Source organism: Acinetobacter sp. LUNF3, from assembly GCF_022699605.1.
Taxonomy (GTDB): Bacteria; Pseudomonadota; Gammaproteobacteria; order Pseudomonadales; family Moraxellaceae; genus Acinetobacter; species Acinetobacter johnsonii.
Window position 1 is genome coordinate 1,649,035 of record NZ_CP093968.1, and the last position, 14,321, is coordinate 1,663,355.

Sequence of the window (14,321 nt, forward strand, 5' to 3'; positions counted from 1 at the left end):
TTGTCGAGGTGGCATATCAATCTATACGGTCGCGTGTTTCTTTTTACGTGTCAGTGTCGGTAAAACGCCTACATCGACATAAGCATGACTTAAGTCTTGTAAAACAGTTTCATTGCCATGAATATCGCGTTCAACCAACTGTTCAGCTTTTGCATAAACTACAGACGAACGAGTGGTTGCTTTTTGAAAAGCATCATGAAAAGCATGAATGGCAAGTTTAGGAATCATATCATCCTCATATTTGCCTACTTTAATGTCGGTATAAGCTGCCATACACCAACTCCTACTCAAACGATGGTTGATTTTTATTTATCTTAACACAATCGAGGACATTGTCTATTTATACAGCACACTGAAACAAAAAATTAGGTTTTAATATCTACGCTAATTCCGTGTTGTCTTATTGAGTTACTTTACTTTTGACTCGTTTCGTATCTTCAAGTTTTAAAGCTTTAGCCGTTGGGCAAAAAGCACTTTCATTCATTCCGCTATCAGTTAAGCTTTTCTCTTGCTGTTCAAGATAACGGTTGGCCACCATCAACATTACAGGTGCTGTACTTAACTCAATATTGGCCTTGGACAGCGCAGCAATTTGATGATAAGCATCCATACGCTGACAAAATGCAGTTTTCATCTCTGTTGCAGTTGCTTGGTTATCTTTTGCATCTAAAACGGTTTTAGTCGAATTCACCGTTGCGGTATATTCAGCCATTTTCTGATCATACTGCGCCTGAGTTAGCTTCGTTGTTTCTGCATAACTCAGGGCTGATAGAAACGATGATAAAAATAACGAAAGACTAAGCAACGTCCATGTCTGTTTTTTCATGTATTAAGACTCATCGCCTTCTTTCCAAACGTCTTCATAGTCATCGCCATCAATCATAAAACGATAACCTTCACTTAAAGCCAAGTATGGAAGTACATCAGGCAAGATATCTTGTAACTCACGTACAGTCATGGTTGTAAAAAAGTCTTGGCCTTCACCCAATTCACCACCATAGATAAACCAAGCGACATTCTCTTCAGTTTCTGGTTTTTTACGTAAACCAACAATGGGTTCTTGATTCAAAGTATGCACAGCAACAGCAACGACATCATCACCTTTTACTTCAACATAAGCCGAGTCAAATTCTTCACAAAGTAGTTTTTGTTCTGCAATCAATTCATTCAATGCAGATTGTTGTGACTTTTGTGCCATGCGATGCAGCCCCTTTTGAGCGTCAATCTATCGATAGCGCATTTTAAAACATATTTAGGTCAAAGGCTGTTTTTATTTAAACAATTAGTACACAGGTGAACACTCAATATCCCTACAAATGTGGCATTCATTTTGCTTGACAGTATTACGTTTTATAAAAAAAGTAATATCGGGGCTAAGCAACTATGGGTTATGTCGCACGAGAACTCAGTCCTCAAAGCAAAATATTGCTGGGCTTTGGATCATTTTTAATACCAATCCTCATTTGGTGTGCTGTAAGTTATTTACCCTTTATTTGGCATCCTCAGGTACAAATCACCAACTCTGGCAGTGTCTCTTTTTTACAAGTCGGTAGCCGTGTAGACAAAAGTGTGTTCTATGTAGAAGCGCAAAATGCCGTCAATACAGGCACTGAACCGCCACAAGGTAATTTGGTCAATCCCATTTATTTACCAGCACCTCATCAAGTTGCGACAGCCTTAGTGACGGCATTTACGACACCACCAGCTCAAGCCGATGCACCATGGTTTCATCAAAGTCTTTGGCACAGTATCAAGATTGTATTTAGTGCTTTCTTTATTGCATCACTCGTTGGTATTCCATTGGGGATTTTATGTGGTTTTTCCAACAAAATTTCCCAGCTCACTGAACCCTTTGTTGAATTTTTTCGCTACCTACCTGCGCCTGCCTTTGGTGCATTGGCTGTTGCCATATTAGGCATTAATGATGCACCAAAGATTGCCATCATCGTGATTGGAACGCTGTTTCAGCAAATTCTGATTATTGCCAATACTACGCGTATGGTGGACCGCGGGCTGATTGAAGCGGGTTATACCCTAGGGACGAATAAAGCAAAAAGTCTGTTTCACGTGGTCATTCCAGCGGCCTTACCCGATATCTACCGTGATTTACGTGTTTTGCTGGGTTGGGCTTGGACCTACTTGATTGTCTCTGAGTTGATTGGCACCACCACAGGGATCACTTGGTTTATTACCCAGCAAGCACGCTACCAGAACTTTGACAATGTCTATGCTGCGATTTTGATTATTGGCGTGATTGGCTTGGTCTGTGATGTGATTTTAATGAAGCTCGGACAACATCTGTTTAAATGGAAAGCGGGAGCAAAATAATGAAAACCATAGATATAAGAACGCCGGAATTCAATGCTCGTAAGTATTTTGATCACATTTATCAACGTCCTGTCATTTTAGAGGCCAAACAACTTAGTCAAGTTTTTCAGCATGGTAAAAACTCACGCACGATTTTAAATCAGCTCAATTTGAAAATTCATAAGCGAGAGTTTATTTGTGTGATTGGCCCGTCTGGTTGTGGAAAATCGACCTTTAGTCGTGTTGTTGCGGGTCTAGACCCTTATAGCAGTGGTGAGTTGCTAGTAGATGGACAGCCCATTTCAGGCCCTAGTCCAGAGCGAGGCATGGTATTTCAAGGCTATACCTTATTTCCTTGGAAATCGGTTAAAGAAAATGTGATGTTTGGTCCACTGATGAAAGGTGCAAGTCATGCCTCAGCTGAAGCGGCTGCACGAGAATGGATCAATATTATTGGCTTAGAGAAGTATGAAAACCAATATCCGCATCAACTGTCTGGCGGGATGAAGCAACGTGTTGCGATTGCCCGTGCTTTAGTCAATGAACCGAAAATTTTACTGATGGATGAACCTTTCGGTGCGCTTGACCCGCATACCCGTCAAAAAATGCAAAAACACCTGATGGACCTATGGCAAAACATTGATATCACCATCATCTTTGTAACCCATGATATGGATGAGGCTATTTTACTGGCTGATCGTATCGTAGCGCTTAAAGCCAATCCTGGGGAAATTAAAGAAATTATTGAAGTAGATTTACCCCGTCCACGAAACACTGAACTGATGTCCAGCCCTGCCTTTAAGCAACTTCGAGAGCGAGTCGATTTCTTAGTACATACACAAGAAGAAGAACTTGATCCAGCACTGGAAGATTTACCCAAAATTCCACGTATGACCCAAGTTAGTACGCACAAGTAACTCATTGATCTAGCCTGAGGGACGACCCTTAGGTTTTATGCACTGTTGGACGGCCAACGCGAGGATTTTACCATGCAAGATAAATATGTCCTTCCACTGGTGGATATCAGCCTTTTAAATAGCACAAATCTAGATGACCGTATGCAAGTTGCTCAAGCGCTTGATCAGGCTTGTAAAGAAGTTGGTTTTCTCTACCTCAGAGGTGATCAATTTCAACCTGCATTATTTGCACAGTTATGTGACATTGCGAAGCACTATTTTGCCCAAGATGAAGCATTAAAAATGCAAAATTATATTGGAAAATCGGTGAATCATAGTGGCTATGTACCGATAGGTGAGGAACAGTTTTCGAGTAACAGCTACGATTTAAAAGAATCTTATGATGTGAATTATGACTATCAAGGGTCTGCATTAAATTATCCCTTACTTGGCCCAACGCAATGGCCAGATGATCCCGCATTTAAACGCCATGTCTCACAGTACTATCAGCACTTAAAAGCGATTGGTCATCAACTATTTCGCTGTTTTGCGCTGGCTTTAGAGCAAAAAGAAGACTTTTTTGATGTGCATATTCAACATGCACCCAGCCAGTTACGCCTCATTCACTATCCATATAACCCTCAAGCGACAGATGCAGAAGGCATCGGGGCACATACCGACTATGAGTGCTTTACTTTATTACTACCCACAGCGCCCGGTTTACAAGTCCTCACTAAACAAGGCGAATGGATTGATATTCCTCTACTTGAAAATACTTTGGTGATGAACATTGGTGACATGATGGAAATATTGTCCAATGGCAAATATTTAGCCACCAAGCATCGGGTCAAAAAAGTCCAACAAGAACGCTACTCCTTTCCTTTATTTTTTTCTTGTGACTATGACTATGTCATCCAACCGATTAATACAAATGAGCCACCTAAATATGCGCCACTGGCAGGTGGAGAACATTTGTTTAATCAAACGGCTCAAACCTTTCATTATTTAAAACAACGTGTAGCCAGTGGTGAGTTGGTCTTAAAGAACGCCGTTCCGCTTTACTCTTTTGGTCTGACTGAGTCAAACATGGAGTACACCCCATGAATTTATTTGAAACTTTAAGTCAACTAAAACCCATCACAGCCGCTTCAGGCAGTGTACCAACCTATTTAATGGGCGCATTTCGACGTAAAAGTATTAGCTTTTACAATGGTTTGACTGATGAAAATACGATTGTCTATTGGTTTCAGTCCAAGAGCTTCACCATTGACCTACGTCTCAAATCAGCAGCAGCCACACCTATCGTAGAGCGTCAAGCATGGGTCGGTTATACGCATTGGGATGCACAAACTGCATCACTGTCATGGGAGCTAAGTAGTAGTTATCAGAACCATACCCAGTGGCCTGAGCCTGCAACCTTACATCCTATTGGCAATTGTATTTTGGAGTTTTCACCCAGTAATGCCTATGTTGAAGACTGGCGTCAACAAGCCAGTACGGGTTTATTTCTAGGACTACGCTTAGTCAAAGCCGTACATGTGTCCGCGCAGCAAGAAATTTTGCTCGATGGCGGTCTCATCATCTGCGGTGAGCATATGGCATATGCACAGTCACGTTTACCCCATATTCAACAGAATGTAGATGCATTAGGGGTTCTTTCTTATGTGGAACAAAGTCCTTCTGACTTAAATCAAATTGAAAGCTATGAAGTATCAGTTTCAACTCAGGATCAACTCATTCAATATTCAAGCTACACCCAAATGACTCAACAGCAACTCATCCTAGATGGTTTTGAAGTCGTTGATGCTGAAACCCTCATACAGCGTAAATTGATCGGTGGCGAAGCATATCAGCTGGTGTTCGTCGTGGATGTGTATGAACCTGAATACACTTTTCAAAATATAACATCGACCACGGCGGACAGTCAGCATTGGCTGAAACAAGAACAACATCACCTCATGCATCATGCAACTGTGGTTGCGTAAGGGAGCTTTAATAAGCTATGGCTTTTCTCTATTTATTGATTGCCGTGATTGCAGAAGTCCTCGCGACTTCTGCATTAAAAGCGACCAATGGTTTCACTGCACCTTTAATATAAAAGCTTATTTTCAATAAAAAACACATCATAATACCCCCTTGCCTTTTAACCACAAAAATATTGAAGTTATTATTTAGAAGCAATTAATAGAAAAATAAACAAATCTTTTTTAAACAAGCTACTAATAAAAATATCTCCATCGAAAATAAAGTATAAAAATTCAAAAACCATTTAATAAAGTATCAATAGAGTTAAAATACATATAGCTTACTTTTAATTTTAAAGAGGAATACAAGAAATAATTTCTTGTATTCCTGTTATAAGATTGGGAGAACCAAGTTGATAATTTCACCCATTTCTTTGGATCTATTAATTTAAGTTTCGACTTTACTTATTTGAGCTTAGCCATTTGGTCGAGTCACAATCGGGAAAATTGAATCTGGACGTTTAAACATTGCAAAGAATTTTCCAATTTTCAGTGGATTACCTTTGACTTTACTGTCTTTAGAAAGCAGGACTTTTACCCCTTCTATTTGACCTGTAATCATTTTTAGATATAAGGGCTTGGTTAAGGTTAATGTAGGGCAATCCAATGCCAAATCTTTACTTTCATCATAACGCTTAAACTGCATGACTGAGTTTTCAACCCATAATGAAAAATGCTCTTTGGTATCCGACAAAACCAGATTGATACACTGGTTTTCATTTTTTAAATTTTCCACATCTAAATTTGTCGCCATAGCTTCAAGAAATCTTTCAGTTGGTGTATGAATCAATAAATCACTCGGATCAGAAGTATTTTGTAGGGGTACATTATTTTGTAGCTCTTGAGCGCCCACCAAAAAGAAATTACGCCAAGTTGAAGCCTCAGCAGCATAGCCCAATTGACGATAAGTATTCGCCAATAAGTCTTTTGCTTGTTGGTTTTGAGGGTTATTCAACACAATATGTTTTAAAATCTCGGCAGCCCATCTATAGTCAGCTTGAGCGTAGGCATCCCGCGCATTTTTCAATGCATTGTTCTCCCCACCTGCTAACTCAATATATTTTTTTGCAACAGCTTTAGGGGGTAATGGATCTAAATTGGAAGGATGGGCATCGAACCATCCCATATAATATTGGTATACTGCTTTTACATTATGTTTTAGGGTTCCATAATAGCCATGAGCATATAGTTTTTGATCAAGTGCCGCTGGAAGCTTAATTTTTTCGGCAATTTCAGCGCCATTAAAACCAGAGTTCATATATCTCACCGTCTGATCATGCGTGAACTTATAAACATCTCGCTGGGTTTTAATAAAATCTTGAATATTGTCATTGCCCCAGACAGGCCAATGATGCTGTGCAATCAATACATCGGATGCTTTGGCATGCTGCATTGCTTGGTCTAGATAGCCCACCCATTTTAAGGCATCACGGACTTTAGCACCCCGAAGGGTATAAAGATTATGCATGGTATGAGATAGAATTTCTGCGCCGTTATAAAGTTTCAATGATGGGATAGAGAACGTTAATTCTGCTGGTGCTTCTGAACCCGGCACGTTATAAAACACAAAATCCAAGCCATCAACCGTCATTTTCTGTTCTGGTTGAGTGATCAGTTGTGTAGGCTCAAGGATGCCCATTTTTCCCACAGCAACAGCCTTACCTAAACCTGTATCCACCAATCCTTCCGCATTTTTAGGTAGAAAAGTTCCATACATATAAGTCGCACGACGTATCATGGCTGAACCTGCCATCACATTTTCACTGGTCGCTTCTTCCATAAAGCCTTTTGGCGCAATAATTGGAGTTTTTCTAGCGTTAATTTCTTCGCTAGAAAGAACGCCTAATGCACCACCAAAATGATCGATATGGCTATGGGTAAAGATAATGGCTGAAATTTTTTGCTCACCTAAATGCTGTCTAGCAAATTTAAGTGCTGCTTCAGCCGTTTCTTTAGAGGTTAATGTATCCACAATAATCCAGCCAGTATCACCCTGAATGATGGTCATATTTGCCAAATCAAAACCACGAATTTGCCAAACTCGATCTGTTACTTTAAATAGCCCAACATTGTTGTTTAATTTTGCTTGTCGCCATAGAGTGGGATTAACGGTATTTGGTGCTTGATCTTGTAAAAAACTAAATGCATCAAAATCCCAGATAACATTGCCTTTCTCACTTTTAATTTGACCTGTTGGCTTGGCAATAAAGCCCTTTTGAGCCTGATTAAACTCAGTCATATCCTCTAAGTTATACTTCGCCTTATATGTATTATTTGATTCAATGACCGCTTTTTCTACTACAGTATTTGCTGCAAAAACAGAAAATGGCAGAATAAGCATCAATGAAACTGTTAAAAACTTAATTTTCATCTTCTTTCCTTTTTTTAAATAGAGGTGGTCCCACATGTTTGAACAACTAAAAGCTTATTTATAAGTGATACTCTGCTCTAGTTAAGCTACCTTATTTTGTTGTGGTAGCTGGTCATAGTAAAACTCATCTGGAGTCATTTTGTCCAGACTCGAATGAGGTCGTTTCAAATTATAAAATTCAAAATATGCGTTTAATTGCTTCTTCGCATCCAAAACATTGCTGTAGGCTTTGAGATACACCTCTTCATATTTAACGCTCCGCCATAATCGTTCAACCATCACATTATCAACCCATCGACCTTTACCATCCATGCTGATTTGGATGTCATTTGATTTCAATACATCGTTTTAACCATTATCGGTTATGCAATTGCACTCTTTTTCTTAGGTCTAACGTTTAAATCCATCCCTATGGGGCTAGCTTACGCACTGTGGTCAGGTGCTGGCATTATTCTTATTTCTACAGTCGGTTGGATTTACTTTAAGCAGCAGCTCGACTTTGCGGCGGTTGTTGGTTTAAGTTTTATGATTATCGGCATCGTGATTATTCATGTGTTTTCTAAAAGTACGCATTTATAAATACATGCCTTAAAATCTACTCTTTATTTAACATTAGATCTTTCTTTGCTTTTTAAACACACTCATACAAAAAAAGCCCAAGTTAACTTGGGCTTTTAGTTTCTACGAAGTCTTACTTTAACTCTTCAACTAAAGCTGGATAAATTGCACCATCAACATCCATTTCTGTTTTATAAATGCCATTTTCAACGTTGAATTTGTTTACGTGGTAGCTTGAGCCATAAATCGAGTCAAAACCTGAACCTTTCTTAAAGACGGTTTTATTGGCTGCCAAATCGAGTAAATGCGTCCCGCCAATAAATTGTTCATATTGTTTCGGATCAACGCTAACACGGTTAGACATAATTTTCACGGCGTCGTCATGTGTTGCAGGGTCATTAATATATTTGACTGTTTTATCCCACACTTGGATCATCTTTTTCCAATCTTCTTTATTGGCAGAAAGATGGCTCATATTTACAGTCAGCGTGTCATAAATTAAACCTGGCTTATCTTTAGAACTATAAATAATTTTAGACCCTGCAACAGACTTCAAAGCTTGATTGGCTACAGGTTGCCAGACCGCAATTGCAGCAATATCTGGACTGGCAAAAACTTGTGGAAGCTCATTGGTCATAGAATTGACCAATTTAATGTCACTGGTCTTAATTTTTGCATCTGTCAGTGCGGTACTTAGCAAAAGATGGTCAACCAAGCCCTTTTCAGTAGCAATACTTTTGCCTTTTAAATCGGCAATGCTGTTAATTCCATCTTTTGCGATAATCACGTCATTACCTGCGGAGTAGTCCGTCGCCATAATCATGACGCCTTGAGTGCCCCCAGAAGCTGTGACTAGATTATCTCCATTGGTCACCAGTACTGCATCTAGCTGATTGGCTGCAAAAGCAGAAAGCGATGATGAATAATCAAACCATTTAAATTCAACATTCAGCCCCGCTTCTTTGAGCCAACCTTTTTCAATTGCCACTTGCCATGCAACAAAACCTGGCCAATCACTATAACCAATCGTGATGGTTTTGGTGGCTGTGCTCTCAGATGCACTGTCTTTTGTTTCAGGAATTTTGGCAGTGTTATCACAACCTGCCAATAGAATAGTCGAAACAATAGATGCTGCTAAAAACGCTTTTTTAATCATGATGCAGTTTTCCCGATGCTGTAAATGTTTAAACTTGATATGTATGGATTAAGTCATTGAGGACGGTGAACATGGTCACGATTTCAACGCTCTCTGTTTTTCATTTTGTGGAATCGGCGGCATCACTGCATCCATCAGCTCTAAATGCCCTTTGATCACACCTTTCAAAGCAATGAATTGCTGGCTCAGCGCTTTTAACTCTGTAGTTAAGCCTTGCAAAATCATCACTTCTAGAATTTTTTGCTCATCTAACTGAATATGCAGTGAACTGACCACTTGCTCTAAAAATTGTTGCTGCAAGTCCAGCAATTGGACTCTAAGTGGCGTAATACTGGCGTCATAGAGCAAGGTAAACGTCCCCACCATCACGGCGTTACGTTGCTCCTGATCCGCGATCAAATGTTTATTGATCATGTCGACAATCGCTTGAGAACGGCTTTCATAGTGCTGATCAACAATTTTCTGATCCAATGCATCGACAGTTAATTCAGGCACAGTGATGCTGATCCGTGCCAATTTATGTTTCGGCACATGCTTATCCTTTTTCGGATGGATCTTGTTTGATATAAATGCCCGCTCTAGCGCTTAAGATGGCAACCACGAATTGTTTAAATACGGTGAAGAATGCATTTAAGTCATCTTTGAATTGTTTAGACATTTGTTGCTCCTTTCGGTATTACCAAAAAAGGTTTTTGTAATACCTAGAACCAAGCAGAATACATGCCAATTTTTTTTGATTAGACTGACAGCAATAGCACATTAAAAAGTTTATTTTTTGTGCAAAATAAATTTCTATTTTTAAAATTGATACATCAAAGTGCATTTCGGGACTATTCAGCTTGACTTTTCATCCGCCAAAAGCCGAACGTTTACATCCCTATAGGTAAAACACCTTATGGACATGAGCTCTTATGTCCTCGCAACTTTTAGTTTTCTCTCACTTATAAGCAAAAAAATCGCCAGATGGCGATTTTTCTTTTATTGATAAGCTTTTTGGAACTCACCCAAAATTGGAGCGGAGACGCCATCTTTATACACATATCGAGAGATAATACCTTGATCTGTATAAATATTCATTTTGATCGAATCCGTTCCTTTTAACTTACTCATCAAATTTACAGGCGCTAAAATATAATTGGTCGAACGGTCGGTGCCTAACACATGATCATGCTCGGTTGGTCCAGTGACAGGAAAAGTTTGGCTTTTTTGTCCATTGGTAAACACGACCTTTTGAATGTCGTATTTATTGTAAGTACTGCTCAAATGCATTTTTAACTTAAGCAGTTCTTTGTTGGATTCATTCCAGCTCACAGTGACCACTGGACAAAGCTCATTCTGCGCACAGATGAGTAACCCTGTGGTCCCCACATTTTGACGACTTGGGTCTGTAGAGGTTGTCGCACAACCTGAAAGCAACATCGCCCCCAAACTCATGAGTAGCCATTTTTTTGGCGATACGTTCGTTATCATTATATTTACTCCCAGAAACTTAAAAGGCTTTGAAATTCTAAAATGAAGCTTTGATTTTTCCCAGTCCCTATTTTTGACGAATCTGCACCTAAATCAAGCTTTTTCGTTCATTCAGGTTATAAATTTTAAAATTTATATCTCTTTATACAAATATGAAAGAAAAGAACCTACTGAAAAGCTCGCTACTAACCAAGCACATGTATTCTTTCTAATATGCTCTCAATGAATACTCAACTTTGCAAGCCTATCAAAATAGATGACAGAACATGACGAAGGGAATCAACATCCTTTATACTGGTTCTAAAAGCTCACCAAAGACATAGCCGCCGATGAAATTCTTTAGTTGCGCATCCTGTCAAAACCAAGTCTTTTTTGCCAACTCACAATGTGTGAGCTGCCAAACTACACTCGGTTATATTGCATCAGAAAAAGATATGGGGAGCTTTGAACAGCATAGCCCTGTTCTTTGGTTAGCGCTAAATGAAAAATACCAGACGAAGCGCTATAAGCCCTGTTATAACTATCAGCATCATCAGGTCTGTAATTGGGTCATTCCTGCAGAGAGCAACGACATCTACTGTGAGTCTTGTGTACTCACATATACTATTCCTACTCTCGACAACCCAGATCATATCGTCTATTGGTCACGGCTCGAACATGCTAAACGGCGTTTTCTGTATTTAATGCAACGCCTGAATATTATGCCAAGGCCCAAATATAACGATGATGATCGCTACGGACTCCGTTTTAATTTTCTCATGCCTGAACCAGAGCACCCTGTGCTGACAGGACATGCTAATGGCGTCATTACACTCAATGCCAGTGAAGCAGATGTCATCTATAGGGAAACGACCCGTATTAAAATGGGTGAAAACTACCGTACGCTTTTGGGGCATTTCCGTCATGAAAGTGGGCATTATTATTTTGACCTTATTAAATCGCTACATCCTGAGCTGGTCGACGAGTTCCGTCAGTATTTTGGAGATGAGCGTCAAGATTATAACGCAGCACTACAACGCCACTATGAAGATGGCGCGCCACAAAACTGGGACAAGTTTTATGTCAGCTCTTATGCCAGCACGCATCCTTGGGAAGACTGGGCAGAAACGTGGGCACACTATTTACACATGATGGACACATTGGAAACCGCTTACTATGCAGGATTAATTGTGCGTAATAATCGAAAAGATACGCATGATTTAACCTTTTATGAAAATCCAATCGGCGCTCAAAATTTTGATTTACTCCTCAAACAATGGATGACACTGACTTTTAATTTAAATGCGTTAAATCGCAGTATGGGTTTAGAAGATGCTTATCCATTTACGCTCTCAGGACCAGTCCTCGATAAATTACGATTTATACATAAACATGTTTTGGGCAAAGCCTTTGCTCGCCAAATTACTTGAGCTGAATATAAGTGTTCTTAAGTTATGTCTAGGGACACAAAAGATCAGACCGAATTTGGATGTAACTCGTTAGAAATTATCTTAAAATGAAAGACATCTTTAGCCTATATAGATAACGTCCGTGCTAAAAACTATGCTTTTAACGAGACATCATACTTTCACGCGACCAATCATTTTAGGGCTAACGATTGTTTTACTGCCGGCCTGCCAGTTGGTCAAAGTTAAAGAAAAAAATATCCATCAGGCTATTCGTAGCAAGTCCGAAAATATCTTAACCCACGACCAATTGAGTGCGGAAACCACCAGCTTACTCAAATTACTCAGCCTGACGCCACAGCAATGCACCGCTGAATTTGAAACATGTTTGCAACGCTTAAACACACAAACGGATATTGCAGTAGATGAGCGTTATGCCGCTTTAAGTGAACTGTATTTGGCTCAAGCTTTAGAGCTCTCAAAACAACGCAACTGTACCCACGCACAGCCACATAGTGAAAATAATCACTGCTTAGAATAGAGCCTTAATGCCTTCGACCAAAGTTTACGCTATAGCTATGTGTATTTATTTAAAATGCAAGAAAGCCCAAGTACCCGTGTTTTTGATCAAAGACAAATGCATGTCCGCACTTTTTACAATGTCGCTTTGTCGCGTTTAATTACCACGGCGTACCATATACAGCCTTTTCATCAAGTTCCCGCGCAACTCAACGTCCAACAACGTCAATATATTGTAAATTTAGAACACTATCCTGAACTGAAAAGTAAAACCATTGACCGAATTCAATCCAGTTATAATTTAAACTTCTCGGGTTTTTATCAAGTCAACCGTCAAGATGGTCTGGGCGCAGAGTTTGTGGTTGTGACTGAAGCGGACCCTATTCATAAAAATGATTTTATTCTTGACCCGATATCGTTTTATCAAAATCAAACCAATCCCAATATCCATCCTGCACGCTATTTGTCCGTAACCGCAGCGGCGCAGCCATTAGACCCGGAAAGCACTATTGAAGATGTGCTTAATGGCAAAGCTGTTTTTGAGATTGAGTTATTTAATCCTTATACGCAAAAGTATGTAGAGATTCATCAACAAAAATATATCCTCACGGCGAATTATTCTGTGCCTTTTGCCTACTGGCTGGCAGAAAATAAACTGGGCTCTACAGGCTACTTAACTTTGCTCGATAAAACGGAGCGATTACGTATGCCACAGCTCTATATGCTTGAACCTTACCAGCCGAATAAAAAAGTGATTGTACTTATTCATGGTCTCGCCAGCAGCCCTGAAACTTGGGTCAATCTGACCAATAACATTTTGGGGGATAAAGTTTTACGAGAAAACTTTCAGGTATGGCAGGTGTTTTATTCAACCAATATGCCAATTGTTGAAAGCCGCTTTCAGATTCATGCACTACTTAAACAAGCCTTTGCACAAGTTCAACCCAACTCTCGCTCGGCCAGTGACGCCGTGCTGATTGGACACAGTATGGGCGGCGTTATTAGTCGCTTACTGATTAGTGAGCACGATATTTCTGAGCAAGTGATTCCACTGTTAAACTATGAGCAATACACCCGATTACAACAATATCCCGTAATCAAAGAACGTTTTCAATTTCATTCTGATTTACCCATTGGACGTGCAATTTTTATTGCCACACCTCACCGTGGTAGTGAACTGTCTGACCGCTGGTACATGGAATTGGTGAAGAAAATGGTGAAGTTGCCGATTACTTTCTTTAACCAAGTGGATATACAGCTCAATGGTAGCTCTAGCACCAAAGGCATGGTGCAATCTGGCCCAGACGACTTAAGTCCAAAGTCACGCTTTATGGCTTTGACCAGTAACATCATGCCGGTATCCACAGTTCCTTATCATTCTATTATTGGTAATCACCGTCAGACCAATGACATACATGACATGAGCGATGGTATTGTGCCGTATTCAAGTTCACATTTAGAACAAGCTGTCTCTGAAAAAATCATTAAAGGCAACCACTCGGTGCATGAGGAAGCAGAAACATTATTAGAATTGCGTCGTATTTTGAGGCTACACCTTGAGCAAACTCAGGCCCAATAATCATTAATGCTAAAACTGTTCTACTGCTAGGCGACTTTTATCCAAATACTCTAACC

13 protein-coding genes and 4 pseudogenes are annotated in these 14,321 nt (G+C 39.8%); 8 read left to right on the top strand and 9 right to left on the bottom strand.

The features are described 5' to 3' along the window. Nucleotides 1-21 precede the first annotated feature (21 nt). The 3 genes from MN200_RS08050 to MN200_RS08060 all read right to left on the bottom strand — a co-directional run bounded on the left by MN200_RS08050 (nt 22) and on the right by MN200_RS08060 (nt 1,198). Nucleotides 22-273, bottom strand: a complete 252-nt coding sequence (locus MN200_RS08050; protein ID WP_004693049.1) for a hypothetical protein — start codon at nt 271-273, stop codon at nt 22-24. Between the two features lie 127 nt (nt 274-400). Then, nucleotides 401-826: a hypothetical protein gene (locus MN200_RS08055; protein ID WP_058869632.1), complete on the bottom strand. Its 426-nt coding sequence runs from the start codon at nt 824-826 to the stop codon at nt 401-403. 3 nt (nt 827-829) lie between these two features. Beyond that, entirely contained in the window at nt 830-1,198 is a 369-nt protein-coding gene (locus MN200_RS08060; RefSeq protein ID WP_004693046.1) for a hypothetical protein, read from the bottom strand. 185 nt (nt 1,199-1,383) lie between these two features. Here MN200_RS08060 and MN200_RS08065 point away from each other — a divergent pair, with 185 nt between their 5' ends. From MN200_RS08065 to MN200_RS08085, 5 genes and pseudogenes are all read left to right on the top strand, one after another. Next, nucleotides 1,384-2,328 carry an ABC transporter permease gene (locus tag MN200_RS08065; RefSeq protein ID WP_058951964.1) on the top strand — a complete coding sequence of 315 codons (945 nt, stop codon included), beginning with the start codon at nt 1,384-1,386 and terminating at the stop codon, nt 2,326-2,328. Then, nucleotides 2,328-3,224, top strand: a complete 897-nt coding sequence (locus MN200_RS08070) for an ABC transporter ATP-binding protein (RefSeq protein WP_242760495.1) — start codon at nt 2,328-2,330, stop codon at nt 3,222-3,224. The genes MN200_RS08065 and MN200_RS08070 overlap by 1 nt, the downstream gene beginning before the upstream one ends. Before the next feature lie 72 nt (nt 3,225-3,296). Then, complete coding sequence (locus MN200_RS08075; protein WP_242760497.1) at nt 3,297-4,307, top strand: 2OG-Fe(II) oxygenase family protein; 1,011 nt, start codon at nt 3,297-3,299, stop codon at nt 4,305-4,307. After that, on the top strand, nt 4,304-5,188 hold the full coding sequence (locus tag MN200_RS08080) for a hypothetical protein (protein ID WP_242760499.1): 885 nt from the start codon (nt 4,304-4,306) through the stop codon (nt 5,186-5,188). Before MN200_RS08075 ends, MN200_RS08080 begins: the two co-directional genes overlap by 4 nt. A gap of 17 nt (nt 5,189-5,205) precedes the next feature. After that, nucleotides 5,206-5,286, top strand: a pseudogene (locus MN200_RS08085) (QacE family quaternary ammonium compound efflux SMR transporter); the annotation flags it as partial. 356 nt (nt 5,287-5,642) lie between these two features. Here the strand turns inward: MN200_RS08085 and MN200_RS08090 are convergent. After that, nucleotides 5,643-7,598, bottom strand: coding sequence for an alkyl sulfatase dimerization domain-containing protein (locus MN200_RS08090; RefSeq protein WP_000693745.1), 1,956 nt, complete (start codon nt 7,596-7,598; stop codon nt 5,643-5,645). Between the two features lie 81 nt (nt 7,599-7,679). Then, nucleotides 7,680-7,943, bottom strand: a pseudogene (locus tag MN200_RS08095) (integrase core domain-containing protein); the annotation flags it as partial. On the opposite strand from MN200_RS08095, the pseudogene MN200_RS08100 reads away from it, so the two are divergent. Beyond that, nucleotides 7,944-8,177, top strand: a pseudogene (locus MN200_RS08100) (SMR family transporter); the annotation flags it as partial. Nucleotides 8,178-8,289: 112 nt separating this feature from the next. Here MN200_RS08100 and MN200_RS08105 read toward each other — a convergent pair. From MN200_RS08105 to MN200_RS08115, 4 genes are all read right to left on the bottom strand, one after another. Further along, nucleotides 8,290-9,312 (bottom strand): ABC transporter substrate-binding protein, encoded by a 1,023-nt coding sequence (locus MN200_RS08105; protein ID WP_242760500.1) that lies wholly within the window; start codon nt 9,310-9,312, stop codon nt 8,290-8,292. Nucleotides 9,313-9,387: 75 nt separating this feature from the next. Continuing rightward, nucleotides 9,388-9,843 (bottom strand): transcriptional regulator, encoded by a 456-nt coding sequence (locus MN200_RS08110; protein ID WP_125281828.1) that lies wholly within the window; start codon nt 9,841-9,843, stop codon nt 9,388-9,390. A gap of 4 nt (nt 9,844-9,847) precedes the next feature. Continuing rightward, nucleotides 9,848-9,970 carry a hypothetical protein gene (locus MN200_RS16660; protein ID WP_256350806.1) on the bottom strand — a complete coding sequence of 41 codons (123 nt, stop codon included), beginning with the start codon at nt 9,968-9,970 and terminating at the stop codon, nt 9,848-9,850. A gap of 320 nt (nt 9,971-10,290) precedes the next feature. After that, entirely contained in the window at nt 10,291-10,782 is a 492-nt protein-coding gene (locus MN200_RS08115) for a hypothetical protein (protein ID WP_176537634.1), read from the bottom strand. Between the two features lie 329 nt (nt 10,783-11,111). On the opposite strand from MN200_RS08115, the gene MN200_RS08120 reads away from it, so the two are divergent. Both MN200_RS08120 and MN200_RS08125 read left to right on the top strand, forming a co-directional pair. Beyond that, nucleotides 11,112-12,191 (top strand): putative zinc-binding metallopeptidase, encoded by a 1,080-nt coding sequence (locus tag MN200_RS08120; protein ID WP_242759140.1) that lies wholly within the window; start codon nt 11,112-11,114, stop codon nt 12,189-12,191. A gap of 133 nt (nt 12,192-12,324) precedes the next feature. Then, nucleotides 12,325-14,265, top strand: a pseudogene (locus tag MN200_RS08125) (alpha/beta hydrolase). Nucleotides 14,266-14,321: the final 56 nt, after the last annotated feature.